Source organism: Erythrobacter sp. (assembly GCF_040217515.1).
Lineage (GTDB): Bacteria > Pseudomonadota > Alphaproteobacteria > Sphingomonadales > Sphingomonadaceae > Erythrobacter.
On the sequence record NZ_JAVJPT010000001.1, the window covers coordinates 94,951 to 118,154 of the forward strand.

Genomic DNA, 23,204 nt, shown 5'->3' on the forward strand with positions numbered 1-23,204 from the left:
CCTCAGCGCCGGATGACCTGCCGGTAGTCGATCCGGATCCGCACCCACGATCCCACCTGCGACTCGCCCCCGACGATCGCGGGTCGCACGCGGAATTGCCATGCGGCGGCCAGCACGGCGCGCCCGATTTGCGATCCTCGCGGAGCTTCGCCGAGCAATTCGCAATCCTCGACCCGGAAGTCGGGCACGGTCCGGCACACGATAAGCGCGCTGCCCGGGCCGGAGGCTGTCGAGAGGTAGCCCGCGAGTTCCTGCCGCGTCGGCTCGCGATACCAGCGCGCGGCATACATCGGCTCGCCATTGGGCGCGGTGCCGACCCGCTCGCTGTCATTCGCCGCGCCGGGCGGGCCGGTATCGACCGGGCCGTAATTCCTTCCGGGCCTGATCACCGCCTTCGGCCGGGAAGGCTCGGGCTCTGCTCTGGCTGGGGCGGGCGGCGGTTCGGGGCGCGGCACGGTGGGCAGGCGGGGCGGTTCCAGGGCCGGGGGGAGCGGCAATTCGGGTGGTTCGATCGGCGGCTGCTCGGCGCTTTCCGGTTCGGGAGGCCGGGGGACCGGCTCGGCCTCGCTTTCATCGGCCTGCGGCTCCGGCTCGTCGACTTCGGCGGGAGGCTCCTGCGCCACGTTGCGCGCTTCGAAGGTGACGGGGGCGGGCGAATCGGGCTGCCCGTCGACGACGTTCCATCCGAGGGTGAGCAAGAGCGCGATCACCGCCAGTTCGGCAATCAGTGTCGCCGCGATTCCGGCTATTCTGCGGCGGAGCGCACCATCCTCGGCAGTGTCGGCTGCGGGATGGCTCTTGGGCTGATCAACAAGGGGCGGGGACAGGTCGGGCAAGCTTGGCTCGTGCGGGAGGGGGCGCGCCACTCGCTAGCAGGATTTGCCGCGAATGGCAGAATCGATCTGCCGGGCGAGGCGATCTGGCCGCTTTCTCACTCAGCCGCCCCGAGCAGCTCGACCGATTCGCGTGTCGGCGGCAGGGCATCGTCCGGCCGGTAACTCGCACCCAGCTTCTTGGCGAGATCGCGGGTGAGAAGTGCGTTCAGCGCATTTCCCAGGCCGGGATGACGCTTTCCGATCCGGCGAAGTGCTTCGGCATCCCATTCGACATAGCGCACACCCTGCGGAGCGACCGCAGTTGCCGTGGTTTTACGCCGCAGCACGAAGGCGATCTCACCGACGAAATTGCCCTCGGGCAGCCGGAAAAGCCGGTCGCCCTTCTGCACCGAGACGATCCCCTCGAAGACGAAGAACAGCGCATCGGTGGGCTCGGCCTCGCGGGTGAGCACCGTGCCTTCGGGATCTTCGGCCATACGCCAGCGGGCGATCTTCAGGATGCGCCGGAACTGGCCGGGCGTGAGCGTCTCGAAGGCATCGAACAGGCGCCTTTCGTCCTCAGACAGGCGGAAGGTCGTTCGCTCGAGCAGGACCTGCGCGAGCACATAGAGATTGGCGAAGATCATCAGCACGCTGGTGACAATCGCGTCCCACAGCGGCGGATCGAGCGCGAGATAGTAATAGCCGATATATACAAGGGTGGAAACGATGATGAGCGAGCGCAGCGGCAGCTCGTCACGGATGAAGAACGCGAACAGCATCAGCGCGGCGGCGATCTGGATCAGCCAGGCGGGGTCGAAAGGTATGGCGCGCGGGTCCGGTTCTATCTGGTGCCGATGAATTGGCGATAACTCAACGCTTCGGCGATGTGGACTCTTGCCACGCCATCGCTACCCGCGAGATCTGCCACCGTGCGCGCCACCCTCAGCATCCGAGTATAGGCGCGCGCGGACAGGCGCAGCTTTTCCGCCGCCTGCATCAGCAGCGCGCGACCCGCTTCGTCGGGCGCGGCGGAGTGTTCGAGCGTTTCGCCTTCCAGCTCGGCATTCGATCGCACCCCGCGCACCTTTTGCACTTCGCGCGCCGCCGCGATCCGTGCCGCGACCGCCGCGCTGTTTTCGGACGGAGGCGGCAGGGCAAGATCCATCGCGGATACCGCGGCGACATGGACATGGAGGTCGATCCGGTCGAGCAACGGGCCCGACAGGCGCGCCTGGTACTCGCTCGCGCAGCGCGGCCCGCGTGCGCACACGTGCCCCGGTTCGCCTGCATGGCCGCAGCGGCATGGATTCATCGCCGCAATCAGCTGGACCCGCGCGGGAAAGGTGACATGGGCATTCGCGCGCGCGATGTCGACCTGCCCGGTCTCGAGCGGCTGGCGCAGCGAATCGAGCACGTCGCGCTGGAATTCGGGAAGCTCGTCGAGGAACAGGACGCCCAGGTGAGCAAGGCTGACCTCGCCGGGCCGCACCTTGAGCCCGCCACCGGTGAGCGCGGCCATGCTCGCCGAATGATGCGGCGCGCGGAACGGGCGGGCACGGCTGATCTGTCCCGCTTCAAGCGCGCCCGCGACCGACTGCACCATCGACACCTCCAGCGCTTCGGCAGGCGTCAGTTCGGGCAGGATCCCGGGCAGGCAGCTTGCCAGCAGGCTCTTGCCCGATCCGGGAGGGCCGACCATCAGCAGGTTGTGCCCGCCCGCCGCCGCGATTTCGAGCGCGCGCTTGGCGGTTTCCTGTCCTTTGACCTGCTTCAGGTCGGGCGCCGGCGGGGCATCGGCAATGCCGCCGCGTTCCGGTTCGGGCAGAACGGTCGAGCCCTTGAGGTGGGATAGCAGGGAGGCAAGATCCTTTGGCGCCAGCACCGGAATACCGCTCGCCCAGCGTGCTTCGGGGCCCTGTTCGGCGGGGCATATCAGGCCCGCTTCCGCCTCGCTCGCATGGAGCGCGGCCACCAGTACGCCCGGGCTCGCGACGATCCGCCCGTCCAGCGCGAGTTCGCCGACCGCGATCCAGTCGCCCAGCTGTTCGGCATCGGTCACGCCCATCGCGGCGAGCAGGGCAAGCGCGATCGGCAGGTCGTAATGCGACCCGTCCTTGGGCAGGTCGGCGGGCGAAAGGTTGATCGTGATCCGTTTGGGCGGCAGCGACAGGCCCATCGCGGAAAGCGCCGCCTGCACCCGTTCGCGGCTTTCGCTCACCGCCTTGTCGGCGAGCCCGACGATCGCGAATCGCGGCAGGCCCGAGGCCACCTGACATTGCACTTCGACACGGCGAGCCTCGAGTCCGAGATAGGCGACCGTTCTTACCAGCGCGACCACACATTACTCCCTTTTCCGCCCCCGCGTTAAGGAGAATAGTGCAGGCTGTTGAACGCCTTGTCGAGACATCACAAGGCAGTCGAGTTTGCCGTGTTAATCCTGCTTCTGAAGCAATTCGAAGCAGCGCCTGTCGCAAAACTCGGGCATGCAAAGACTTGCCGCCATTGCTGCCGCCCTTCTTGCTGCCTGCCAGTTCCTCGTGAGCGCGGACGCGCTGCATGCGCAGGAGCGCATGGATGCCGACCAGCCGTCGGTCGCCAGCACAGCGGGTGCGGTTTTCGGGCAAGCCAGCACTCGCACCATGCTGCGCCAGAGCTGGGTTGAGGAGTGGGATCCGGCCGCTCGGCGGTGGGTCAGGGTGAGCGAAGTCCGCTCCGGCGCGACGCAGGGCCCGTCCGTGGATGACCCCGAGCCTGCCGTCCGGCCTGCGACCGCGATAGTCGGCCCGTCCGCCGACCGATCCGGCCCCAGCAATCGGGCGCGGCTCGGTTTCGAACAGCGGCAATCCTTTGCCGTGCCCGCGGTCGGGCCGAAGCCGATTTCCGGAATTCCGGGGCGCGAAATGATTGCGGCCTATGGACCTTTCCGCGTCACCGATCCGCAGCGTGCCGTGCTGGTCGGAGCGACCGATGCCCACACGCCCCGCCTGTTCGACGCGATGCTGCGGGATTTTCCTGCGCTCGAGGTGATCGAGATGGTCGATGCGCCCGGCACCGATCATGACATCGCCAACCTCGCTCTCGGCCGCCGGATCCGCGAGGCGGGTCTTGCTACCCATGTACCCGAGGGGGGATCCGTGCGCTCGGGGGCGGTCGAGCTGTTCCTTGCAGGCAGCCAGCGCACGATCGAGCCGGGCGCACGATTCGCTGTACACAGCTGGCTCGATAGCCAGGGGCGCGAAGCCGACGACTTCGCCCCCAACGCTCCGGCGCATCGCATGTATATCAATTATTATGTCGAAATGGGCCTGAGTGAGCAGCGCGCCCGGGATTTCTACGCGATGACCAATTCGGTTCCGCATTCGAGCGCCCTGTGGCTGCGGGCCGACGAAATGCGGGCATGGATCGCGCCGACGCGGCAACGCCGTGCAGCGCGAACCATCGCCGCGCTGGTTCCGCCCGTCAATCTCGACGAGCCGCCCCTCGCCTTACCGCCTGCCGTTGCGCAGGCACCGGTTCAGGATTTTGGCAGTGTCGCCGCCTCGCCGGTTGGGCAGGGCTTGCCGAGTATCGATTATGCCGATCTCACGCATACGATATTCGCGTGGAGCGGCACGGCGTTGCGCAGTACCTAGCTTGACTCGGTCACAGCTATCCCATAACGCGCCGGGCTTGTCCGGGTGACGATCGAGCAAAGTCTCGAGATCGCGCCCAGCGTTTCCCGGATCGGATAAAGCGCCTCGCCGCACTCCGGCCCGACCACGATATCGAGGATGATATGAAGCGGACTTTCCAGCCCAGCAATCTCGTGCGCAAGCGTCGACACGGCTTTTTCGCCCGCAAGGCGACCCCGGGCGGTCGCAAGGTTCTGCGCCTGCGTCGCCGTCGCGGTCGCAAGAAGCTTTCCGCCTGATGCGGTCGGCGTGCGGGCGAAGTCCCGCGCGCCCGGCGACATACTGGGCGGGCGCGGTCGTCGTTCCTGTTCCCTGTCTTCTCAAGCCCCCCTTTCGGGGGCTTGTGCGTCTCGGCGAGAGCTGATCCCATGAAGGTGCTCACCCGGCGCGCCGATTTTCTTGCCGCCAATCGCGGGCTGCGCAATGCGCGGTCCGGATTCGTCCTGTTGACACGGCCCAATGGCGGCCAAGGCATGCGCTACGGCATCACGGTCACGAAGAAGATCGGCAATGCGGTGGTGCGAAACCGGATGAAGCGACGATTTCGCGAATTGCTTCGTGCGGTGCTGCCCGAACATGGTCTCGCCGATCACGACCACGTACTGATCGGGCGCAGCGGCGGAGTGGAGCGCGATTTTCATCTCATCCAGTGCGAATTGATAGATGCGTTGGCGCGAGCTCGTGACGGGCGGTCGGACCCCGGAAGGGGGCGCCGCCCGCGGCACGGCGCGCGTGGCGGGAAGCCTGCATGAGGTCGCCCGAAAGGCGGCCCGCCATGGACCGGGCGAGCCGAGCGATGTAGGCTTTTGGGCAAAAGCAAGAAGCGGAGCGTGCGCGCCCATGAAACACCTGTTCATCGTGATCGCCCGTTTTTGGCAGCTCGGACCCTCGCGCCTGTTGCCGCCGACCTGCCGCTTCGCGCCGTCTTGTAGCGAATACGCGATTGAGGCGCTGTCGCGCCATGGCGCGCTCAAGGGTGGATGGATGGCGATTAAGCGGCTAATGCGCTGCCATCCTTGGGGTGGGCACGGATACGATCCGGTACCCTGAGGGCGCCCGCCGGTCCGCGCCATTGCGGGCAACCCGCCAGAACAGACGAAAAACCACTTCGGAAAAAGATCCCTTGGACACTCGCAATCTCGTCATCGCCGCGGCGCTTTCCTTCCTGCTGATCGTGGGATGGGATTACGGCATGCGCTTTTTCTATCCGGAGGCCTCCATCAGCGAAGCGGTGACCCCGGGCGACGATGCCCCCGCCGCTTCGGCGGTTGGGGCAGGGGCCGAGGAGGCAGGGACGTCTGGCGACCTTGTGAGCGGCACCCGCGATGCAGCCACAACCGACCAGCCTGCTGCGATGAGCGGGCCGGTCGACCTGTCGTCCGCCCTCGCCAGCGAGACGCGCGTGGCGATCGACGCGCCGCGCGTGGCGGGTTCGATCAATCTGGTCGGCGCGCGGATCGACGACATCGTGCTCAAGGACCATCGTGAAAGCGTCGACAAGGATTCCGGTCCCGTCCGCCTGTTCGCGCCCGACCGCACCGAAGTGCAGCATTTCGCGGAATTTGGTTTCGTCACCGGCAATGGTAAACTGCCCGCCGATACGCTGTGGCAGGCAAGCGGCGAACGGCTGACGCCTGAAACACCGGTCACGCTTACCCATCAGGCTGCAGACGGCCTGACCTATCGGATCGCGCTCGCGATCGACGACAATTACATGATCACCGCGCGCCACAGCGTTGCGAATACCGGCTCCGACGGCGCCATCGTCCAGCCCTTTTCGCTGCTCAAGCGCACTGCCCGGACCGCCACGGCCGACGAATTCCTTGTCCATTCCGGGCCGGTCGGAGTCTTCGGCGGCACCTTGTTCGACGGTAACAATTACGAGGAACTGGCAGAGCTCGGCCGCGATACGCCGGCAGGCAATCCGGCATGGCTCGGCTTTACCGATCGCTACTGGCTTTCCGCGCTCATCCCCGGCGAAGGCGCGGGAGAGGTCAACCGGGCGGGATTCTATTCGCTGGGCGATGACCTGTTCAGCACCGAACTGCGCTATGACGCGCAGCCGGTCCCTGCGGGAGAAACCCTGACGCAGCAAACCCGCCTGTTCGTCGGCGCCAAGGAGAGCGAGCTGCTTGACACCTATGCCGATGAACTCGGCATCGAGAATTTCGGGCTCGCGATTTCCTGGGGCTGGTTCCAGATCCTCGAAAAGCCGCTGCTCTGGCTGCTGCGCAATCTTAATGCGCTGGTTGGCAATTTCGGTGTCGCGATCATCCTGATGACGGTGGTGATCCGCGGCCTGCTTTTCCCGATTGCGCAAAAGCAGTTCTCCAGCATGGCGCAGATGAAGGCCGTCCAGCCCAAGATGAAGGCTATCCAGGAGCGCTACAAGGACGACAAGCAGAAGCAGCAGCAGGAGATCATGAAGCTTTATAAAGACGAGCAGGTCAACCCGCTTGCCGGGTGTCTGCCGCTTCTCGTCCAGATCCCGATCTTCTTCGCGCTCTACAAGGTGCTGATCCTCGCGATCGACATGCGCCACGAACCCTTCGCGCTGTGGATCCGCGACCTGTCCGCGCCCGACCCGGCGCATATCCTCAACCTGTTCGGCCTGCTGCCCTATGAGGTCGTCGGCTTTCTCGCGATCGGGCCGCTGGCGATTCTGCTGGGCGTGACGATGTGGCTCACCTTCCGTCTCAATCCTTCGGCCATGGACCCGATGCAGCAGCAGATCTTCAATATCATGCCGTGGATCCTGATGTTCGTCATGGCGCCGTTCGCCGCGGGCTTGCTGCTTTACTGGGTGACATCGAATATTCTCACGCTGGCCCAGCAGAGCTATCTCTATTCACGCCATCCCCAGCTTCGCGCGCAGGCGGAGAAGGACAAGCAGGACATGGCGAAAAAGAAGGCGGATGAGGGCAAGGACACCAAGAAGGGCAAGGCGTGAGCGATGCAGCCGATGCGGCGGGCGAGCGCGCGCGCCAGCTTCGTGAAGTCGCCGCCTCGCGGCTGTTTTCGGGTCGGGTGGATTTCCTGCTCTCGGCTCCGCAGCTGAAATTCCTGCCCGATCCGACCGTGCCCGAAATCGCCTTCTGCGGGCGCAGCAATGTCGGCAAGTCCTCGCTTCTCAACGCGCTGACAGGTCGCAAGTCGATCGCCCGCGCGTCGGTCACGCCTGGCCGCACTCAGGAGCTCAATTTCTTCGAGGTGGGCGAGCCGACGCATTTCCGGCTGGTCGACATGCCCGGATACGGCTTTGCCAAGGCCCCGGTGAAGGTGGTCGAACGCTGGAAGACCCTCGTGAAAAGCTATTTGCGCGGGCGGCAGGTGCTCGCGCGCAATCTCGTGCTGGTCGACAGCCGCCACGGTCTGAAGGACATCGACCGCGAAATGATGCGGATGCTCGACGAGGCGGCTGTCGGCTATCGCATCGTGCTGACCAAGGCCGACAAGGTGAAGGCGTCCGAGCTCGAGCGAGTCGCCGACCGGGTCGCCGAGGAGGCACGCAAGCACCCGGCGGCCTTTCCCGAATTGCATCTGACCAGTGCGGAAAAAGGCATGGGCATTGCCGCTTTGCGGGCGTCGGTGGTTGCCGATGCAATGGGCGAGAGCTGGTTCGAATAGCGGCCGGTCCTCCTCGCTGTGCGGACAGAGGCATGCACCGCTTGTCGCTCGTCGCGTTGCTTTCCTAGCCTTCCGGGCCAAGCAAGGGGGCGCAATGCGGATAGAGAAGGCCTATGCGGGGATCGAGGAAGGGCAGATCCACCTTCGCCGACGTTCGGGTGCAGGACGGGCCGTGCCCCTTGCCATGCTCCATGCCTCGCCGTCTTCCTCGCGCTCGCTCGAGGGATTGATGTTGGCCATGGGCGAGGCGCGCGATCTTGTTGCTTTCGATACGCCCTGCAACGGCCATTCCTGCGCCCCGCGCGCATCCGCGCCGGCCATAGCCGAATTCGCTGACATGCTGTCGCGCGCCTCCTGCGATCTCAGGATAGGTCGGCTGGCTCTGTATGGCACGCATACCGGGGCGCATGTCGCGATAGAATGGGCGCTTGCCGAGCCCGACCGGGTTGCAGGCCTGGTGCTCGACGGGGTGGCGTTGCTGGACGATGCGACCCGCGCCGACTTCCTGGCACGGTACGCGCCGCGCAGGGCGCCGGATGCAACCGGCAGCCAGTTCCACTGGGCCTGGCACTTCATCCGCGACCAGATGATCTTCTTTCCCCATTTCGAGAAAGATGCTGCCCACCTTCGCGCAGGCGGAGATCTCGACCCCCGTTTGTTGCACGATCTCACGCTCGAGGTGCTGAACAATCTCGAAGTCTATCACCTCCCTTACGAGGCAGTCTTTCGCCACGAGGTGCGTTCCGCGCTGGCGCGACTCGACCTGCCGGTGCTTGTGCTCTGCGACGGGAGCGGGGCGCTCGACCCGGCGAGCGAGGAGGTCGCGCGGTTGGTGAAGGGCGCGCGGTTTGCGCACGGCCGCGACGGACCGGCAGCAAAGGCCGCGGCGATCGACGCGTTTCTGGAGGACATCGATGCCGGATAGACCGATCCATCTCGTTGCCGGGGCAAGCTCGGGCATGGGACGGCAAGCCGCGCTCGCGCTCGGCGATGCAGGGGACCATGTGGTGGTCGCAGCGCGGCGGCTGGATGAACTCGAGAAACTGGCGGGCGAAATCGAGGCCGCCGGAGGAAGCTCCGAGGCGATGGCCTTCGACGGAACCGATTCCGCCAGCGTTGCGGCCTTGATCGATCGGATCGGCAGCGCGCACGGGCGGCTCGACGGGGCGTTCAACAATCTCGGCGACACGCTTGGCGATTCGCCGCTGCACGAAACCCCGCCCGAACGCTGGGAGGCAACGCTCGCGGTCAACCTGACATCGGTCTTTCACCTCATGCGCCATGAAATCCCGCTGATGCTGCGCGGCGGCGGGGGGCGCATCGTCAACACCGCCTCGACCGGGGGCCTGCGCGGGACGAAGGCGATGAGCGATTATTCCGCCGCCAAATGGGGCCTCATCGGTCTCACCCGCTCGGCCGCGCTCGACTATGCCGACAAGGGGATGATCATCAACGCGATTGCGCCAGGCATCATCGCGACCGAGAAATTCCGCGCCTTCGAAGCGAACATGCCCGAACTGTTCGAAAGCCTGCGGCTGGCGACCCCTGCTCAGCGCTTCGGCGAGATGGGCGAGATCGCCGATCTTGTCTGTTGGCTCCTGCGTGAGGCCCCTGGCTTCATGAACGGCGCCGTTCTTCCGATAGACGGCGGGCGCACGGCGTGATGTTCACCCGGCCGCGAACAGCTGGCCCTGGTCCGCAAAAGCCTTGAATTCGAGCGCATTGCCCGCCGGATCGCGCAGGAACATCGTCGCCTGTTCGCCCGGCCTGCCCTTGAAGCGCACGGTCGGCTCGATCACGAACTCGCACCCGGCCCCGCGAAGCCTCTCGGCGAGCGCCTCCCAAACAGCCATTTCGAGAACCAGCCCGAAATGCGGAACCGGGACACCGTGGCCGTCAACATGGTTGTTCGCCCGGTCGCCCGCCCCGCCGGGAGCGAGGTGGGCGACGAGCTGGTGGCCATGAAAGTCGAAATCTACCCAGTCGTCGGATGACCTACCCTCGACGCAGCCCATGACTTCGCCGTAGAATCGCCGCGCGGCGGCAAGGTCGTCTACCGGGAAGGCGAGATGGAACGGGGGCAGGGTCATGGCTGATCGAATCTCCGGTTGCTGCGAGTCCGTCTAGCCCGATCAACCTCGACAGCCCAAGCCTGTATGCCTACCTGCGGAAATGGCAGTGCGCCGCCTTTCCAGACGTGGCGTCCGCAAGGTGGAGCAGGAAAGCCATGAAGCTCATCATCGGCAACAAGAACTATTCGAGCTGGTCGTTGCGCGGCTGGCTCGCGACCAAGCAGTCGGGCCTCCATTTCGATGAGATTATCGTGCCCATGAAGGGCGAGGAATGGGAGCGGGCGAAGCATGACGAAATGCAGCCCTCGAGCGGGAAGGTCCCGATCCTGTGGGACGGTGACGCGGTAATCTGGGACAGTCTCGCGATCATGGAATATCTCGCCGACAAGGTCGGGCGCGAGCGTTTCTGGCCGAAGGACGAGGTCGCGCGCGGCATGGCCCGGGCGATGGTTGCCGAAATGCATTCCTCCTACAGCTCGCTGCGCAGCGAAATGCCGATGAATATCCGCCGCCGTATCCAGCCGGGTGACGTGACGGCGCAGACCCGCCACGATATCGTGCGCATCCTCGGCCTGTGGGCGGAGGCTCGCGCGCGTCACGGCAAGGGCGGGCCGTTCCTGTTCGGAACGTTCGGCGCAGCGGACATCGTCTACGCGCCCGTGGTCTCGCGCTTCATAACCTATGCGGTTCCGGTTCCCGGTTTTGCGCAGGGCTACATGCAGGCGGTGTGGGAACATGATTGGATGCAAAGCTGGATAGAGGCGGCGGAAAACGAACAATGGGTGATCGAGCAATACGAAACGGCCATGTGAGCACGGCGGCGCTGCTGGCGCTTTTGGCGAGCGCGCTGCTGCCCAGTGCGGCGCAGGCCTGGGGTTTTTATGCGCACCGCAAGACCGCCGAGATCGCCGAGGCCAATGTTTCCCCCGAAACGCGCGCCGGCATCCGCCGCCTGATGGCTTCGGAAAAGCTCGTGGGCACACCCGACTGTTCGCTGGCGACGATCGAGGATGCGAGCGTATGGCCCGATTGCATCCGGCGCGATTATTGGCGCTGGGGTTACACTGCGGCTTGGCATTACCGCACGGCGCCGATCTGCGAGGCGTATGACGCGCGCGCCAACTGCCCTGGCGGGTCCTGCGTTACCGGCCAGATCGAGCGCGCCCACCGCGTGCTCGCCGATGAAAGCCTGCCCGACCATGTCCGGCTCGAAGCGCTCGCCTTCATGGTCCATTTCGTAGGCGACGTGCACATGCCGCTTCATTCGGGCGACAAGGGCGATCGCGGCGGCAATGACCGCAGGGCCGCTTACGGGATCAAGCCGGGCCTGAACCTGCACCGCATCTGGGACGGCCCGCTTGCCGAGCGTGCGATCAGCGACCCCGCCGACCCGGTGGTGCGCCGTTATTCCGCCGCTGAATCGGCGAAACTGGGAGGCGGCACGCCCGCCGAATGGGGCCGCGAGAGCTGGCAGATCAGCCGCAGCTTCGTCTACCCGACTGCCTTCGACACAGAGAATGTGTGCGAGAGCGAATTGCCCAAGGAAACGAAACTTACACAGGACGACATCGTGCGCGGCGTGCCGATTGCGAAGCGCCGCGTGCAGCAGGCCGGCATACGTATCGCCGAACTTCTCGAGAGCGCCTTCGCCCCCGGACCGTTGCCGCCGACCGAACGCCGTTAGGGCAGGCGCTCGGTGGCGTAGCGGGTGCCGTCCTTGCGGTAATAGCCGCCCGGGCCGAAGGTCATGTCGATATCGGGATAGACCCCTTCGTCGCGCGCGGCCTCACCGGCGCTGATGGCGACATAGACGAAGGGCTCTTCGGAACGATTCTGAAGGTGGTGCCCGTTCGCATCACCTGCAGCCCAGGCGAGCACATCGCCCGCGCGAACGGGGGTTTCTGCGTCATCCTCGACCAGCACGGCCTCGCCCGAGATCGCGACCACGAGCTCGTCCAGTTCGCTGTGCCAGTGCCGCTGCGAGGACCATGCGCCCGATTCGAGCACGACGTGGCTCGCCCCCATCCGGGTAAGGCCCGCAAGAGGCGCGAGTCTGCGATAGTGGCGGCCCCGCACGGTCTCATCGAAAGGCGCGGGATAGCCCGTCGCATTGGTCTGTTTGATGGACGCCAGATCGAGCTTGGGCATGGGCGCGTTCTCCTGCTAGCGAGTAGAGGATGAGCAAAACCCTCGAACTTGCCAAGCGGCTTATCGCCGCGCCCAGCGTGACACCCGCAACAGGCACCGTCTTCGATGAACTGGAAGCGATCCTGGCCCCGCTCGGTTTCGCCGTCCATCGCTTTATCCGGGGAGATGGCCCGCAAGGCAGCGACGAGGCCCCGGTCGAAAATCTGTTCGCCATTCGTCGGGGGCCGAAGGGGGCGCCCCATTTCGCCTTTGCGGGCCACCTCGACGTGGTCCCGCCGGGGGAAGGCTGGGCTACCGAGCCCTTCGAGCCGGCCATTCGCGGCGAATTGCTCCACGGGCGCGGGGCGGTCGACATGAAAAGCGCGATCGCGGCCATGGTCAGTGCAGCCGCCGAAGTGCCGCGCGAGGCGGGGACGATCAGTTTTATCATTACCGGCGACGAGGAAGGGCCGGCGCTTCATGGCACGCGCGCTCTGATCGATTACATGAATGCCGAGGACATCCGGCCCGACCTGTGCCTCGTCGGCGAACCCACAAGCGTGAGTCGGCTGGGCGACGTGATGAAAATCGGGCGGCGTGGCTCGGTCAATATCTGGCTGACCGTCGAAGGCGTCCAGGGCCACGTCGCCTATCCGCATCTCGCCGACAATCCGATCCCCAAACTGGTCGCGATGCTGGCCGAACTCGATGCGTTGGTGCTCGATACGGGCACGGACTGGTTCCAGCCCTCCAATCTCGAGATCACCGATATCGAGGTCGGGAACCGGGCGCACAACGTCATCCCGGCTCAGGCCAAGGCCCGCATCTCGATCCGATTCAACGACCTGCATTCGGGGGCAAGCCTCTCGGAACGCGTCGTCGCCATCGCAGAAAAGCACGGTGGGAGCGCGCTGCCGATCATTTCGGGCGAGCCCTTTCTGACCGAACCGGGACCCTTCTCGCATCTCGTCGCCGAAGCGATCGAGGCCGAAACCAGCATCCCGCCCGAGCAATCGACCACGGGCGGCACGTCAGACGCGCGGTTCCTGCGCGCCGTGTGCCCGGTGATCGAGTTCGGCCTGTGCAATGCGACGATGCACAAACGTGACGAGGCCGTGGCCATCCCCGACCTCGATAAGCTGGCGCGCATTTATGCGCGCATTGCCCAAGGCGCGCTGGCGCTGGATTTCAAGCAGGGGGTCTGATCTGCGCATGAAAACATGGTTCGCCATTCCCTTGTGGCAGCGCGTGATCGGCGCGCTCGTCCTTGGCATCGTGGTCGGGTTCCTGTGGGGACCGGAGGCGGAAAGTATCAAGATCATCGGCGACATCTTTATCGCCTTCATCAAGATGTTGGTCGTGCCGCTGATATTCTTCAGCCTTGTCGCGGGCGTTGCCAGCATCGGGGATCTGAGGAAGCTGGGTAGCGTCGGCTGGCGCGCGCTTCTCATATTCATCGTCACCGGACAGATCGCGGTGTGGCTCGGCCTTGCGATCGGCACCCTTCTCACGCCCGGATCGGGGATTGATGCGCGCAGCATGACGCTCGATGAGGCGGCGCTCGACAGGGCCAATGACCGCCGGGAGAACGCACAAAGCTTTTCCGACATGATCCTCGAGGTCGTACCCTCGAGCCCGGTGCAGGTCATGGCGGATGTCAATGTCCTGCCTCTGATCGTCTTTTCGCTGCTGATCGGGATCGGGATCCTGATGGCGAAGGAGGAGGGCGAGCCGGTCCTGAAAATTTTCGAAAGCGGCAGCGTCGTCATGCAGAAAGTGACGATGATCGTGATGGAGCTGACCCCTTTCGGCGTCTTCGCCCTGATGGCGTGGGTGGCCGGCACGCTGGGCCTCGAGGCGCTGCAGGCGCTCGGCATCCTTGTCAGCCTCAATTATCTCGGCTGCGTGCTGATCATAGCCTTCATCTATGGTGGGATGATCAAGCTGATCGCGCGGCTTCCCGTGATCGATTTCTTCCGGGGCATCGCCGATGCGATCGCGGTCAGCTATTCGACCGCGAGTTCCAATGCGACGCTGCCCGTAACGCTGCGCTGCGCCGAGCGGAACCTTGGCGTTTCCAATTCGGTCGCAAGCTTCATCATCGCATTGGGCGCGACGATCAACATGAACGGGACCGCGATGTATCTCGGCCTCGCCACCCTGTTCGGCGCGCAGGCCTTCGGCGTGGATCTCAGCTGGGCCGACTATTTCACTATCTCTATCCTCGGCACACTCGGCGCGATCGGCGCAGCGGGGATCCCGGGCGCGGGGCTGATCATGATGGTGCTCGTCTTTGGCGCTGTCGGCGTACCGCTCGAAACCATCGCGCTGGTGGCCGGGGTCGACCGGATCATGGACATGATGAGGACGACGACCAATGTCAGCGGCGACGCGGCAGTGGCGACCACGGTGGCGAGCCTGACGGGCGAGCTCGACCGGGCCGAGATGATCAGCGCGGACGACGTATAGTTTCGCCCGCGTTCAGCACGATCCTTTCCCCCGTGTCGCCCGGCTCTGCCAGTTCGAGCGGTTCGAAAGCACCGAGATGGCATTGGGCGTTGGGAAAGCCGCCGAACTTGTCAGGCAGGGTTACGCTCATGCCCGAGCAGACCTGTCTCCGGCCGAAGCCCGCAGGCTGAGTGAAGCCCGAAACCAGCACGTTGTCGCAAGCGCTTTGCAGCCGATTGAGATAAAACCGGCCGTCATTCATGAACATGAGGCTATCCTCGTCATTGACGACGAAAACGGTGTCGGCGGTTTGCAGGCAGCTTTTGGGCTCACCCTCGCCGCGCACGAAAACGCTCGCCTCCTTGGGCCAGAGGCGCGAATTGTCGATCCGTTCTTCGAGCGCCGCGACGGGCTGGGAAGAGCCGCTAGGTGCCACGCTGGTGCAACCCGTTGCTAAGGCGGTGAGAGCGAGCGCGACGCCTGTCGCCATGCCTGGTCCGAGACAGTTCATCGGCGGTGCTCCCTGTCAGTGCGCGAGCGAGCGAAGGGTGACTTCATTTCGCTGAATGGTCGATTAAGCGGGAAAGGGGCCGTCTAGTTTGCCTCGTCCTCGTCGACATATTCGACCGGTACGAACTGCCCGAGGCCGCAGCCCGCGCCCCGCTGTACTCCGCCGCCGATCTGCTGGAGCGTGTAGATGATCTCAGCGCTGCACAGCCGGCTGATCTCGGTGTCGTAAGTGAAGGATTCCCATAGCCCCAATTGCGGGCAGGAATTGGGCAGGACGTTGCGGTACACGCGCCCGCCGCGCATCTCGAAATCGATCACATCATCGCTGCGCACCGGGGTCTGGCGGATCTGCGCGAGCGGGATGCAATTGCGCGGCTCGCCCACCACACGCACGGGCGGATCATAGGCGGTGGGCTCATCGGAGCGTTCGCCTTCCTCCATCGGTGCGCAGGCACCGGCCAGCGCGAACAAGGGCAGGGCGGCTACGATCAAGGTGGTTTTCATCTGGCTTTCCTCTCCGGACGCGACCCTGCGCGAAATGCCCGGGCCGGGCCTGAACTCGTCTCCCCTGTCCATGAAAGAACTAGCACCAAGGCAAGGTTCCCGCATATGGAAATGCTAACACCGGCGCGGGTCAGCGGTGCTTTGGCTTCTCCGGCACTTTCTTGCGGAAGCTGCACAGATCCGCCACTTGGCAGCGCCAGCATTCGGGCGTGCGCGCCTTGCAGACATAACGGCCATGCAGGATCAGCCAGTGATGAGCGTGTAGGCGAAAGGGCTGCGGCACGCGCTTTTCCAGCTTCGCCTCGACCTGTTCGGGGGTCTTGCCCTTGGCAAGGCCGGTCCGGTTGCCGACGCGCAGTATGTGGGTGTCGACGGCAAAGGTTTCCTGCCGGAACCAGCAATTCAAGACGACATTGGCGGTCTTGCGCCCGACCCCGGGAAGCCTCACCAAATCCTCGCGCGTGGCTGGGACCTCCCCGCCATAGTCGTCGACCAGCATTTGCGAGAGCGCGATGACGTTCTTGGCCTTGGAATTGAACAGCCCGATGGTCCTGATGTGCTGTGTCAGCCCCTCCAGCCCGAGATCCAGCATGTCCTGCGGGGTCCGGACCTTTTCGAAGAGGGCGCGCGTGGCCTTGTTTACGCCGACATCGGTCGCCTGTGCCGACAGCGCGACCGCGACGACGAGCTGATAGGCATTGCCGTATTCCAGCTCGGTTTCGGGTTCGGGATTGTCCTCGGCCAGACGGCGGAAGAACTCGAAGATCTGGTCTTTCGTCATGGCGTCGTGTGATCCTGATCGGGCGGGGGAAGGTTTTCCCGATAGGTCTGCATCGCATCGGAGAAAGCCGCCGCAATGATTCCCGTAGGCATGGCGACCAGCGCGATCCCGCCCACCGCGACGACGGCGGCAAGCATCTTGCCGAGTGGAGTGATCGGGGACACGTCGCCATATCCGACCGTCGTCAGGGTGATGACCGACCACCACATGGCGCGCGGGATGGAGCCGAAGGCATCGGGTTGCACCGTGCCTTCCGCCCAGTAGAGCGCGGTCGCCCCGCTCAGCAACAGGACCATGGCGAGTGCGCCGGTCACGTAGAGATCGTAGCGTCGTTCGATCACCGCCGATCCGAGCGCCTTCAATGCCATCGAAAACCGCCCGAACTTGAGCAGCGCGGCGAGCCGCAGCAGCCTGAGAAGGCGCAGGATCGGGGCACCCATCAACGCGAAAGGTACAAGCGTGACGACGACCACGAACAGGTCGATCAGCGCGAAAAAGGAACGCATCCAACGCAGTCGTTTCGTCCAGTCGCCGTGCGGTCCGGGGCATTCCGCGACCGACCAGAGCCGCGCGCAATATTCGCCCAGGAAAAAGATCCCGAAGCCAAATTCGGCCCACAGGATCGCGCTTCGGTTCTCGGCGGCGAAGGTCTTTTCCGTCCCTATGATCGCGACCGCAACCGAGGCGAGAATCGCGACGACGATCACTCGGTCGCATGCTGTCAGATGACCGTCGCTTCGCGCCGAGGCGAAGAGCTGGCGATAGGTCTTTGCGCGAAGGGTCATGGGCGCGTTTGCAAGGCCGCTTTCCGATCCGGTCACAGGCCCAGCACGTCCTCCATCCGGTAGCGGCCCGGCCCCTGGTCGGTCAGCCAAAGCGCGCCCTTCACGGCGCCGCGCGCGAAGATCGCGCGATCCTCGGCCGAATGGGCGAGCGTGATGCGTTCCTGCGGGCCGGCGAAGATGACGCTGTGTTCGCCCGCGACGGTCCCGCCGCGCAGGGTGGCAAAACCGATCGTACCGCGGCCGCGTTCGCCGGTATGGCCATGCCGACCGCTTTCCGTATTGTCGGCGAGTGCGATTCCGCGCGCTTCGGCCGCCGCTTCTCCCAGCAATTTCGCCGTTCCCGAGGGCGCATCGACCTTCATTCGGTGATGCATCTCCAGCACCTCTATGTCCCATTCGGGCCCGAGTCGCGCCGCTGCTTCGCGCACGAGATGGGCGATCAACGTGATGCCGAGCGAGGTATTCCCGGTTTGAAGGACGGGGATCGTCTTCGCGGCCTCGGCAATCAGGGTGAAATGCGTCTCGTCGAGACCCGTCGTGCCGATCAGGATCGGGATGCCTGCCGTCTCCGCCGCCGCAAGGCTCGCTTTCAGTCCGCCGGGCGCAGAGAAATCGACCGCCACGTCGCACTGGCCGAGCAGCGGCTCGGGGTCGCCTCCCTGATCGACCCCGACGCAGAATTCGTGGCCTGCTTCCTCGATCGCCGCCGCGATCGCGCGGCCCATTCGGCCCTTGTGCCCGATCACGGCGAATCGCCGCGTCGTCTCGCTGTCAGCCCCTTGCGCCATTGCTTCCGCTCCGCCTCCTGTGGTCAAAGGCGTTCATGGCAAAGTTCGAGCGTATCGTCATCCTCACAGGCGCTGGCATTTCCGCAGAAAGCGGGATCGACACCTTTCGCGATGCGGGCGGGCTATGGGAGCGCCACCGGATCGAGGACGTCGCAACGCCCGAAGGTTTTGCGCGCAATCCTGATCTCGTGTTCGGCTTCTACGATGCGCGGCGCGCGGCGCTGAAATCGGTCGAGCCCAACCCGGCGCACCGCGCGCTCGCGCGGCTGGAGGCCGAGTTTCCGGGCGAATTGCTTCTGGTGACGCAGAATGTCGACGACCTGCACGAACGCGGCGGGTCGAGGGACGTGCTGCACATGCACGGCGAATTGTCGAGCGCGCTGTGCACCGCGTGCGAAATGCGCTCGCCGCTCGATGTGCCGCTGCTGGACCGGCCCGCATGCCCCGTCTGCCAGGCGCCGACCTTGCGGCCGGACGTCGTGTGGTTCGGCGAAATGCCCTACCGGGTGGAGCGGATCTACGCCGCGCTTGGCGAGTGCGACCTCTTCGTGAGCATCGGGACGAGCGGCGCGGTCTATCCGGCGGCGGGTTTTGTGCAGGAGGCGCTGATGAACGGCGCACGCACGCTCGAGCTCAATCTGGAACCCTCGGAAGGCAGCCGCTTCTTCACCGAATCGCGCCACGGCCGCGCGGGCGAGATCGTGCCGCAATGGGTGGACGAGGTGCTGGGGAGCTGATCCGGTGTTCAGGGCCGTTCAAGGGTGAGGCAGGCTCCCTTGTCACCCGCCTCGCATGCCTCTGTAGCCCGTTTGCGCATGGAAATCGGGTCCGAATCGTAGATGTCGCAGACGTCCTTCTCGCCGCGAATGCATGCATGCGCGAGGAATCGTGCCGCCCTCTCATCGTTGCGAGGGCCGCCATGCCGACCGAGGTGTAGCGCGGCCAGTTGCGTGCAGCCCTGAGGAACCGTGCCGCGGCAGGCGAGGGTGAGCGCGCTCTCGGCTCCTGCCAGGTCGGTCGGTCCCCCCTTGCCTGTCAAAAGCGCTCGCCCGAAATGGAAGCAGGCGCGCGACGAGATCGCGTCGCCGTCATCGTCGCTCTTGCAGACGGCCTTTCCCAAGCGCCGGACCAGCCCGAAATCCGCGGGTCCGCCCTTGGCCGTGTAAGCGAATTGCATGAGGATCGAGCAGCCGTCGATGGAGCCGAGGCGGCAGGCTTTTTCCGCCATGCTTCGCGCCGCGCTGTCGCTTTTCGGGCCGCCGCGCCCCTTGAGATGCATCACGATCATCTCGCGGCAAGCGGGGGCGTGATCGGCATCGCAGGCTTGGCTGTGAAGCCTGCGCGCGCCGTCGAAATCGCCCTGTTCCTCAGCCACGATCGCACGTTCGTAGGCCTCTTGCGGTGCCTGGGCCGACAACGGAAACGCGAACACGGCGGCGAAGAGCGTAAGAACGCTGGCGAAGCATAGAAGGGAGCGGGTCATGGTGCCAACCTAACGCAGGCGCGGCGCGAGACTTTGTAGAAATGCGACCGCTAAAGCCCTCGCAGGTCGATCGCCCAGATCCCGGCGGCAAGGCAGATGCTCGCTAAGGCCATCGCGGCCGCGATCAGTTTCATGTTCGAAGTGCGGATTGGCGATGCGTCGTGCGAATCCATCCGTTTCTGCACCGCCCGCGCATTGCGCTGCGCGCTCCAGAAGACGAACACGCCGATCGCGATGAAAAGCGTCGCTATACCTTTTGCCACCCAAACCGGGTCGAGCTTTCCGAAAAGCGCATTGAACCCGAGCCCGATGCCGACCGCGGCGAGCCCTGTCCGCATCCACCCGGCGAAAGTCCGCTCGTTCGCCATGAGCGTGCGATCCTCGGCCCAGTCGGTCCGGTCCTCTGCGAGTTCGTTGCGATCCTTACCATCCGTCATCGTGGCTTCACCCGGCACACGCGCATGAAAAAGGCCGGCGCAGGGGCCGGCCCTTCATGGTTTCGGTGGATGCGCGGGAGCATTACCCCGCCCTGGTCGGCTCCCCGCCGCCCTTGAACTTTTCTTCGGGTTTCGGGCGATGATCGTCCGGAGTTTTCTTCTTCATCTTCTGCCACTGCGAAAATCCGAAGATCGCGCCGGCGCTGAGGATCAAGATATTGAGAAGTGTCATGAATTCATCCTTTCCTTCACCAAGGTCAACGAAAGGATTACTTGCCGGTTCCATGCGCTGCGCTGCCTGCGGCAGGGCGAGCGTGAGCTGCGTCAGTCCGTGGCGCAGGTCTTGCAGGCGGGGTCCCTGGCGATATTGAGCGTGCGCATCCCGGGGGTCATTCCGTCCAAGAGGTGGAGCCGGCCCCATTGCGGCCGACCGAAAGTGCTCACGCCCTCGAGCAGCACCCGCACCGCCTGCATCGCGGCAAAACTCCCGGTCCAGCCGGCCATTGCTCCGAGCATACCGTCTTCGGCGCAGGTATCGCAATCCTCGGCGTCGAAGGCATCGCCCACGAAACAGCGATAACACGGCTGTTCGGCGAGGTGTCCGGCGAAGGCCCCGACCTGGCCCTGAAATCGACCGACCGCAGCCGAAAGTAAGGGCACGCCCTTTGCGACGCATGCATCGGAGACGGCGAGCCGGGTGGCGAAATTGTCCGTCCCGTCGAGCACGAGATCGGCCGCCTCGACGATTCCGGGCGCGTTGTGCGAGGTTATCCGCGCATCCGAGATCTCGATGCCGAGCGAATCGTCGAAATTGGCGAGCCAGCGCCGCGCGCTCGTCGCCTTGCCGTGCCCGACATCGCGCATGGTGAAGATGGTCTGGCGCTGCAGGTTCGAAACATCGACCACATCGTCATCGACCAGCGTGAAGCGCCCGATCCCGCTGGCGGCGAGATACTGCAGCGCGGGCGAGCCGATCCCGCCGAGACCGGTAACGACAACATGCTTGCGCGCCAGCGCGACCTGGCCCGCGCCGCCGATCTCCGGCAGGACGATGTGGCGCGCGAAGCGATCGAGGCGGGCCGGTGACAGGCTCATGCAAAGGCTGTTGGCATCATGTGCAAAGCCTGTCGACAGGGCTGTCTATAACCCTGTCGATCAGGCGTGGATGTACGACATATCCGCAAGCGCCTCCGGCTGTGGACAAGCCTGCCCGAAAGCTGCGCGATTTGCGTGCGAACTAACTTTCCAACTGGCGCAAAAGACTGCGCACATCGCCGTCCATGTCGGCATCGCGCTGGCGCAGGTCCTCTATGAGGCGGACGGCGTGGATAACCGTCGAATGGTCGCGCCCGCCAAACTTGCGTCCGATTTCAGGATAACTTCGCGGGGTGAGCACCTTCGACAAATACATCGCCACCTGCCGCGGCCGGACCACGGCACGCGCGCGGCGCTTGGAACTCATCTCCGCCCGGTCGATGCGATAGAACTGGCAGACCGTGCGCTGGATCTCGTCGATCGTGATCCGCCGGCGATTGGCCGAAAGGATGTCGGTGAGCTGTTCCTCGGCCAGCTGGAGCGAAACGTCCTGACCCGTAAGTTGGGCATAGGCGATCAGCTTGTTGAGCCCGCCGACCAGCTCGCGCACGTTGCGAGTGATGGTCCGCGCGAGGAAATCGATCACGTCCTCGGGCACGCAAAGCGGGGCGAAGCGCGACAGCTTGGATTCGAGGATCTTCTTGCGAAGCTCGATATCGGCGGCATGGATGTCGGCCACCAGCCCCATCGACAGGCGACTGAGCAGGCGCGGTTCAACCCCGTCGAGCGCCTGCGGAGCCCGGTCTGCAGCAAAGACGAGGCGCTTGCCTTCAGCGAGCAGGGCATCGATGGTGTAAAGCAGCTCTTCCTGCGCCGATGCCTTGCCGATGATGAACTGGATGTCGTCCACCAGCAGCAGGTCGAAGCTGCGCAGGCGGCCCTTGAATTCGATCATCTGGTTGGCTTTGAGCGCCTGCACGAATTCGACCATGAATCGCTCGGCCGAGCAGTAGAATATGCGCGCGCGCGGATGGGCCTGCAGGTAAGCATGGCCGATCGCATGGAGCAGATGCGTCTTCCCCTGCCCGGTCGCGGCCTTGAGATAAAGCGGTGAGAATTGCGGCTTTTCCGTCGCCGCCATGCGCTGCGCGGCATTGCAGGCAAGCACGTTGGCCTCGCCCGTGACGAAAGCGGCGAAAGTCAGCGAGGGGTCGAGCCCAACCGATCCGGTAAATCCCGAATCGCCGATCGTTCCCGCTGCGACGGCGATCGAGCTCGCCCCGTCATTCGCCGGGCGGCGCGCATCCTCGAGATTGAGTTCGGGCAGCTGTCGGCGCCCCGGATGGACCTGGATACGCACCTGGCGCACTTCGCTGCGCGCGATCTTCCAGGCAAGCTGAAGCCGGTCACGGAAACGGTCATTGACCCAGTTGGCGGCGAATTCGGTCGGCAGATAGAGATCGAGCGTGCCGGTCTCCTTGTCGATGCCGCCCAGCTGGATCGGACGGATCCACTGGCTGTGCAATTGATGCCCGAGATCCTTGCGCAGCCCCTGGCTGATATCGGACCAGTCGGCGGCGAGATTCACGGCTTCGGCATCTTCCATAAGATCATCGTGGTTGGCGCGACGCGTGGCCCGCGCCTTGTCTGTTCTATGCACCATCACATCCCCAATTCGTCCTCGCACCCGGAAGCTTTCCCGGATGTCGCACCCAATTTTCGACAGGCAATATCCATCCGGGCCCGAGAAGCGTGTTCCCTCGGGATTTACCCTGCCATCAGCTTTCAAGAACCCAGGCTGTCCCGCCCCGAGTGAGATGCAAATAAAGGCCCGTTCGCCCTTCAAGGCAAGCAGGTGCGTTTAAAAAAAGTGAAATAATCCTGTTGACTCGGCGCTAGCCCGCAGGCCTTCGTCCAAGTGCCTGTTTTACTTCCCGAAGCGATGTCGAGCCGACGCGAATCGCAGGAAATCCTAACGTTACGCGCCCGTGTCGCGGTCATATCTGTCACATGAAAAAGGGCCGCGCCGAACCGGCGCAGCCCTGTGCGGGAGCGATCGGCTCGTCACTTCGCGAGCCGGGCGAAATCAGGTCTGATAGGCAGCCGATGATTCGCCCT

At 64.7% G+C, this 23,204-nt stretch carries 29 protein-coding genes; 13 read left to right on the forward strand and 16 right to left on the reverse strand.

The window, feature by feature from the left end; translation table 11 throughout:
- Nucleotides 1–2: 2 nt before the first annotated feature.
- From RIB52_RS00460 to RIB52_RS00470, 3 genes are all read right to left on the reverse strand, one after another.
- Nucleotides 3–836, reverse strand: coding sequence for a hypothetical protein (locus tag RIB52_RS00460; protein WP_350171793.1), 834 nt, complete (start codon nucleotides 834–836; stop codon nucleotides 3–5).
- 95 nt (nucleotides 837–931) lie between these two features.
- Nucleotides 932–1,678 carry a Crp/Fnr family transcriptional regulator gene (locus RIB52_RS00465; RefSeq protein ID WP_350172006.1) on the reverse strand — a complete coding sequence of 249 codons (747 nt, stop codon included), beginning with the start codon at nucleotides 1,676–1,678 and terminating at the stop codon, nucleotides 932–934.
- Nucleotides 1,660–3,156, reverse strand: a complete 1,497-nt coding sequence (locus RIB52_RS00470; protein WP_350171795.1) for a YifB family Mg chelatase-like AAA ATPase — start codon at nucleotides 3,154–3,156, stop codon at nucleotides 1,660–1,662. The genes RIB52_RS00465 and RIB52_RS00470 overlap by 19 nt, the downstream gene beginning before the upstream one ends.
- 145 nt (nucleotides 3,157–3,301) lie before the next feature.
- Between RIB52_RS00470 and RIB52_RS00475 the strand changes: the two genes are divergently transcribed.
- Nucleotides 3,302–4,450 (forward strand): hypothetical protein, encoded by a 1,149-nt coding sequence (locus RIB52_RS00475; protein WP_350171797.1) that lies wholly within the window; start codon nucleotides 3,302–3,304, stop codon nucleotides 4,448–4,450.
- Here RIB52_RS00475 and RIB52_RS00480 read toward each other — a convergent pair.
- Nucleotides 4,447–4,641, reverse strand: a complete 195-nt coding sequence (locus tag RIB52_RS00480) for a hypothetical protein (protein ID WP_350172018.1) — start codon at nucleotides 4,639–4,641, stop codon at nucleotides 4,447–4,449. The two genes, RIB52_RS00475 and RIB52_RS00480, sit on opposite strands and share 4 nt — an antisense overlap.
- Between RIB52_RS00480 and rpmH the strand changes: the two genes are divergently transcribed.
- The 7 genes from rpmH to RIB52_RS00515 all read left to right on the forward strand — a co-directional run bounded on the left by rpmH (nucleotide 4,594) and on the right by RIB52_RS00515 (nucleotide 9,780).
- Nucleotides 4,594–4,728 carry a 50S ribosomal protein L34 gene (gene rpmH / locus RIB52_RS00485; RefSeq protein WP_034905346.1) on the forward strand — a complete coding sequence of 45 codons (135 nt, stop codon included), beginning with the start codon at nucleotides 4,594–4,596 and terminating at the stop codon, nucleotides 4,726–4,728. The genes RIB52_RS00480 and rpmH overlap by 48 nt on opposite strands.
- A gap of 129 nt (nucleotides 4,729–4,857) precedes the next feature.
- Entirely contained in the window at nucleotides 4,858–5,241 is a 384-nt protein-coding gene (rnpA, locus tag RIB52_RS00490; protein ID WP_350171799.1) for a ribonuclease P protein component, read from the forward strand.
- Nucleotides 5,242–5,329: 88 nt separating this feature from the next.
- On the forward strand, nucleotides 5,330–5,539 hold the full coding sequence (yidD, locus tag RIB52_RS00495) for a membrane protein insertion efficiency factor YidD (protein ID WP_350171801.1): 210 nt from the start codon (nucleotides 5,330–5,332) through the stop codon (nucleotides 5,537–5,539).
- Between the two features lie 73 nt (nucleotides 5,540–5,612).
- Nucleotides 5,613–7,439: a membrane protein insertase YidC gene (gene yidC, locus RIB52_RS00500; protein WP_350171803.1), complete on the forward strand. Its 1,827-nt coding sequence runs from the start codon at nucleotides 5,613–5,615 to the stop codon at nucleotides 7,437–7,439.
- Nucleotides 7,436–8,116 carry a ribosome biogenesis GTP-binding protein YihA/YsxC gene (yihA, locus tag RIB52_RS00505; protein WP_502879427.1) on the forward strand — a complete coding sequence of 227 codons (681 nt, stop codon included), beginning with the start codon at nucleotides 7,436–7,438 and terminating at the stop codon, nucleotides 8,114–8,116. Before yidC ends, yihA begins: the two co-directional genes overlap by 4 nt.
- Before the next feature lie 94 nt (nucleotides 8,117–8,210).
- Nucleotides 8,211–9,041 (forward strand): alpha/beta fold hydrolase, encoded by an 831-nt coding sequence (locus RIB52_RS00510; protein ID WP_350171805.1) that lies wholly within the window; start codon nucleotides 8,211–8,213, stop codon nucleotides 9,039–9,041.
- Nucleotides 9,031–9,780, forward strand: a complete 750-nt coding sequence (locus tag RIB52_RS00515; protein WP_350171807.1) for an SDR family NAD(P)-dependent oxidoreductase — start codon at nucleotides 9,031–9,033, stop codon at nucleotides 9,778–9,780. The genes RIB52_RS00510 and RIB52_RS00515 overlap by 11 nt, the downstream gene beginning before the upstream one ends.
- A 3-nt stretch (nucleotides 9,781–9,783) precedes the next feature.
- Here RIB52_RS00515 and RIB52_RS00520 read toward each other — a convergent pair whose 3' ends face one another.
- Nucleotides 9,784–10,206 (reverse strand): VOC family protein, encoded by a 423-nt coding sequence (locus RIB52_RS00520; RefSeq protein ID WP_350171809.1) that lies wholly within the window; start codon nucleotides 10,204–10,206, stop codon nucleotides 9,784–9,786.
- A gap of 137 nt (nucleotides 10,207–10,343) precedes the next feature.
- On the opposite strand from RIB52_RS00520, the gene RIB52_RS00525 reads away from it, so the two are divergent.
- Both RIB52_RS00525 and RIB52_RS00530 read left to right on the forward strand, forming a co-directional pair.
- A complete protein-coding gene (locus tag RIB52_RS00525; RefSeq protein WP_350171811.1) occupies nucleotides 10,344–11,000 on the forward strand; it encodes a glutathione S-transferase family protein in 657 nt (218 codons plus the stop codon).
- On the forward strand, nucleotides 10,967–11,872 hold the full coding sequence (locus RIB52_RS00530; RefSeq protein WP_350171813.1) for a S1/P1 nuclease: 906 nt from the start codon (nucleotides 10,967–10,969) through the stop codon (nucleotides 11,870–11,872). Before RIB52_RS00525 ends, RIB52_RS00530 begins: the two co-directional genes overlap by 34 nt.
- Here the strand turns inward: RIB52_RS00530 and RIB52_RS00535 are convergent.
- Complete coding sequence (locus tag RIB52_RS00535) at nucleotides 11,869–12,336, reverse strand: cupin domain-containing protein (RefSeq protein ID WP_350171815.1); 468 nt, start codon at nucleotides 12,334–12,336, stop codon at nucleotides 11,869–11,871. The genes RIB52_RS00530 and RIB52_RS00535 overlap by 4 nt on opposite strands.
- Nucleotides 12,337–12,365: 29 nt before the next feature.
- On the opposite strand from RIB52_RS00535, the gene dapE reads away from it, so the two are divergent.
- The gene (gene dapE, locus RIB52_RS00540) at nucleotides 12,366–13,520 is read left to right on the forward strand and encodes a succinyl-diaminopimelate desuccinylase (RefSeq protein WP_350171817.1); all 1,155 of its coding nucleotides are present in this window, start codon (nucleotides 12,366–12,368) and stop codon (nucleotides 13,518–13,520) included.
- A gap of 7 nt (nucleotides 13,521–13,527) precedes the next feature.
- Nucleotides 13,528–14,784: a dicarboxylate/amino acid:cation symporter gene (locus RIB52_RS00545; RefSeq protein WP_350171819.1), complete on the forward strand. Its 1,257-nt coding sequence runs from the start codon at nucleotides 13,528–13,530 to the stop codon at nucleotides 14,782–14,784.
- On the opposite strand, the gene RIB52_RS00550 is transcribed toward RIB52_RS00545, so the two are convergent.
- The 5 genes from RIB52_RS00550 to dapB all read right to left on the reverse strand — a co-directional run bounded on the left by RIB52_RS00550 (nucleotide 14,765) and on the right by dapB (nucleotide 18,131).
- Entirely contained in the window at nucleotides 14,765–15,274 is a 510-nt protein-coding gene (locus RIB52_RS00550; RefSeq protein WP_350171821.1) for a hypothetical protein, read from the reverse strand. The genes RIB52_RS00545 and RIB52_RS00550 overlap by 20 nt on opposite strands.
- A gap of 83 nt (nucleotides 15,275–15,357) precedes the next feature.
- Nucleotides 15,358–15,777 (reverse strand): hypothetical protein, encoded by a 420-nt coding sequence (locus RIB52_RS00555; protein WP_350171823.1) that lies wholly within the window; start codon nucleotides 15,775–15,777, stop codon nucleotides 15,358–15,360.
- Nucleotides 15,778–15,907: 130 nt separating this feature from the next.
- Nucleotides 15,908–16,558 (reverse strand): endonuclease III, encoded by a 651-nt coding sequence (nth, locus tag RIB52_RS00560; protein ID WP_350171825.1) that lies wholly within the window; start codon nucleotides 16,556–16,558, stop codon nucleotides 15,908–15,910.
- Nucleotides 16,555–17,343, reverse strand: a complete 789-nt coding sequence (locus tag RIB52_RS00565; RefSeq protein ID WP_350171827.1) for a potassium channel family protein — start codon at nucleotides 17,341–17,343, stop codon at nucleotides 16,555–16,557. The genes nth and RIB52_RS00565 overlap by 4 nt, the downstream gene beginning before the upstream one ends.
- A gap of 32 nt (nucleotides 17,344–17,375) precedes the next feature.
- Entirely contained in the window at nucleotides 17,376–18,131 is a 756-nt protein-coding gene (gene dapB / locus RIB52_RS00570) for a 4-hydroxy-tetrahydrodipicolinate reductase (RefSeq protein WP_350171829.1), read from the reverse strand.
- A 35-nt stretch (nucleotides 18,132–18,166) separates the two neighbouring features.
- On the opposite strand from dapB, the gene RIB52_RS00575 reads away from it, so the two are divergent.
- Nucleotides 18,167–18,868, forward strand: a complete 702-nt coding sequence (locus tag RIB52_RS00575; RefSeq protein WP_350171831.1) for an NAD-dependent deacylase — start codon at nucleotides 18,167–18,169, stop codon at nucleotides 18,866–18,868.
- A gap of 8 nt (nucleotides 18,869–18,876) precedes the next feature.
- Here RIB52_RS00575 and RIB52_RS00580 read toward each other — a convergent pair whose 3' ends face one another.
- The 5 genes from RIB52_RS00580 to dnaA form a co-directional block, all read right to left on the reverse strand.
- Nucleotides 18,877–19,614: a tetratricopeptide repeat protein gene (locus RIB52_RS00580; RefSeq protein ID WP_350171833.1), complete on the reverse strand. Its 738-nt coding sequence runs from the start codon at nucleotides 19,612–19,614 to the stop codon at nucleotides 18,877–18,879.
- Between the two features lie 50 nt (nucleotides 19,615–19,664).
- Nucleotides 19,665–20,051 (reverse strand): YidH family protein, encoded by a 387-nt coding sequence (locus RIB52_RS00585; protein WP_350171835.1) that lies wholly within the window; start codon nucleotides 20,049–20,051, stop codon nucleotides 19,665–19,667.
- Nucleotides 20,052–20,133: 82 nt separating this feature from the next.
- A complete protein-coding gene (locus RIB52_RS00590) occupies nucleotides 20,134–20,283 on the reverse strand; it encodes a hypothetical protein (protein ID WP_350171837.1) in 150 nt (49 codons plus the stop codon).
- A 92-nt stretch (nucleotides 20,284–20,375) separates the two neighbouring features.
- Nucleotides 20,376–21,146, reverse strand: coding sequence for a HesA/MoeB/ThiF family protein (locus RIB52_RS00595; RefSeq protein ID WP_350171839.1), 771 nt, complete (start codon nucleotides 21,144–21,146; stop codon nucleotides 20,376–20,378).
- Between the two features lie 142 nt (nucleotides 21,147–21,288).
- Entirely contained in the window at nucleotides 21,289–22,692 is a 1,404-nt protein-coding gene (gene dnaA, locus RIB52_RS00600; RefSeq protein ID WP_502879430.1) for a chromosomal replication initiator protein DnaA, read from the reverse strand.
- Nucleotides 22,693–23,204: the final 512 nt, after the last annotated feature.

Bases quoted from the DNA above. Each gene is read 5' to 3' on its own strand.
- RIB52_RS00475 (WP_350171797.1), top strand. From the start codon at position 3,302: ATGCAAAGACTTGCCGCCATTGCTGCCGCCCTTCTTGCTGCCTGCCAG.
- rpmH (WP_034905346.1), top strand. From the start codon at position 4,594: ATGAAGCGGACTTTCCAGCCCAGCAATCTCGTGCGCAAGCGTCGACAC.
- rnpA (WP_350171799.1), top strand. From the start codon at position 4,858: ATGAAGGTGCTCACCCGGCGCGCCGATTTTCTTGCCGCCAATCGCGGG.
- yidD (WP_350171801.1), top strand. From the start codon at position 5,330: ATGAAACACCTGTTCATCGTGATCGCCCGTTTTTGGCAGCTCGGACCC.
- RIB52_RS00510 (WP_350171805.1), top strand. From the start codon at position 8,211: ATGCGGATAGAGAAGGCCTATGCGGGGATCGAGGAAGGGCAGATCCAC.
- RIB52_RS00515 (WP_350171807.1), top strand. From the start codon at position 9,031: ATGCCGGATAGACCGATCCATCTCGTTGCCGGGGCAAGCTCGGGCATG.
- RIB52_RS00520 (WP_350171809.1), bottom strand. From the start codon at position 10,206: ATGACCCTGCCCCCGTTCCATCTCGCCTTCCCGGTAGACGACCTTGCC.
- RIB52_RS00525 (WP_350171811.1), top strand. From the start codon at position 10,344: ATGAAGCTCATCATCGGCAACAAGAACTATTCGAGCTGGTCGTTGCGC.
- RIB52_RS00530 (WP_350171813.1), top strand. From the start codon at position 10,967: ATGGGTGATCGAGCAATACGAAACGGCCATGTGAGCACGGCGGCGCTG.
- RIB52_RS00535 (WP_350171815.1), bottom strand. From the start codon at position 12,336: ATGCCCAAGCTCGATCTGGCGTCCATCAAACAGACCAATGCGACGGGC.
- dapE (WP_350171817.1), top strand. From the start codon at position 12,366: ATGAGCAAAACCCTCGAACTTGCCAAGCGGCTTATCGCCGCGCCCAGC.
- RIB52_RS00545 (WP_350171819.1), top strand. From the start codon at position 13,528: ATGAAAACATGGTTCGCCATTCCCTTGTGGCAGCGCGTGATCGGCGCG.
- RIB52_RS00550 (WP_350171821.1), bottom strand. From the start codon at position 15,274: ATGAACTGTCTCGGACCAGGCATGGCGACAGGCGTCGCGCTCGCTCTC.
- RIB52_RS00555 (WP_350171823.1), bottom strand. From the start codon at position 15,777: ATGAAAACCACCTTGATCGTAGCCGCCCTGCCCTTGTTCGCGCTGGCC.
- nth (WP_350171825.1), bottom strand. From the start codon at position 16,558: ATGACGAAAGACCAGATCTTCGAGTTCTTCCGCCGTCTGGCCGAGGAC.
- RIB52_RS00565 (WP_350171827.1), bottom strand. From the start codon at position 17,343: ATGACCCTTCGCGCAAAGACCTATCGCCAGCTCTTCGCCTCGGCGCGA.
- dapB (WP_350171829.1), bottom strand. From the start codon at position 18,131: ATGGCGCAAGGGGCTGACAGCGAGACGACGCGGCGATTCGCCGTGATC.
- RIB52_RS00575 (WP_350171831.1), top strand. From the start codon at position 18,167: ATGGCAAAGTTCGAGCGTATCGTCATCCTCACAGGCGCTGGCATTTCC.
- RIB52_RS00580 (WP_350171833.1), bottom strand. From the start codon at position 19,614: ATGACCCGCTCCCTTCTATGCTTCGCCAGCGTTCTTACGCTCTTCGCC.
- RIB52_RS00585 (WP_350171835.1), bottom strand. From the start codon at position 20,051: ATGACGGATGGTAAGGATCGCAACGAACTCGCAGAGGACCGGACCGAC.
- RIB52_RS00590 (WP_350171837.1), bottom strand. From the start codon at position 20,283: ATGACACTTCTCAATATCTTGATCCTCAGCGCCGGCGCGATCTTCGGA.
- RIB52_RS00595 (WP_350171839.1), bottom strand. From the start codon at position 21,146: ATGAGCCTGTCACCGGCCCGCCTCGATCGCTTCGCGCGCCACATCGTC.
- dnaA (WP_502879430.1), bottom strand. From the start codon at position 22,692: ATGGAAGATGCCGAAGCCGTGAATCTCGCCGCCGACTGGTCCGATATC.